This window comes from Nostoc sp. KVJ20, from assembly GCF_001712795.1.
Classification (GTDB): Bacteria; Cyanobacteriota; Cyanobacteriia; order Cyanobacteriales; family Nostocaceae; genus Nostoc.
This window is the reverse complement of sequence record NZ_KV757743.1, coordinates 1-784: the sequence shown is the minus strand read 5'-3', so window position 1 is coordinate 784 and position 784 is coordinate 1. Positions and strand designations below refer to the sequence as shown.

The 784-nt window shown below is 49.7% G+C and carries 1 protein-coding gene; it reads left to right on the top strand.

Features of this window, described 5'->3' with window-relative positions:
- Positions 1-10: 10 nt before the first annotated feature.
- A protein-coding gene (locus A4S05_RS39670; protein WP_370684510.1) for an IS5 family transposase occupies positions 11-771 on the top strand; the annotation gives its coding sequence in 2 pieces (ribosomal slippage) (positions 11-343 and positions 346-771; 759 coding nt in all).
- The last annotated feature ends 13 nt before the right edge of the window (positions 772-784 follow it).

The window sequence follows — 784 nt, the reverse complement described above, 5'->3', positions numbered from 1 at the left end:
CTTGAAAACGATGACGAGCAGATACGCACTACGAGATGACCAGTGGGAGAGAATCAAAAACCTGCTACCTGGGCGAGAGGGCTATGTGGGAGCCACGGCTAAAAATAACCGATTGTTTGTCGAAGCGGTGTTATATCGTTACCGAGCAGGCATTCCTTGGCGAGACTTGCCAGCAAGATTTGGGGATTTTCGTGTGATTCACACCCGCTTCAGTAGATGGTCAAAAACAGGCGTTTGGGAGCAGGTGTTTCAGCAGTTAGCAGATGATGCCGACAACGAATATGCGATGATTGACTCAACGATTGTCCGCGCCCATCAACATAGCGCGGGTGCAAAAGGGGGGATGCATCTACAGAAGCCATTGGTCGCAGCAAAGGCGGATTAAGTACCAAGATTCATGCTGTGGTGGATGCGTTGGGCAACCCACTAAGTTTCCATTTGACACCTGGGCAAGCCTGCGACCTTGATGGAGCCGACCAACTGTTACCTAATATTGTTGCTGACACAGTATTAGCAGACAAAGGCTATGATGCGGATGAGCGAGTAATTGAGCGGCTTCAGGCACAGGGTAAAACCGCAGTCATTCCCCCAAAGCGTAACCGCAATCACCCTCGTGACTACGACCGGGATTTATACAAAGCCCGTCATCTCATTGAAAACTTTTTTGCCAAACTTAAGCAGTACCGAGCGATCGCAACGCGCTACGACAAACGCGCTGGAAACTTTCTAGGTGCAATTTATCTGGCTGCTTCTGTCATTTGGCTCAATTGATGACACGCCCTAG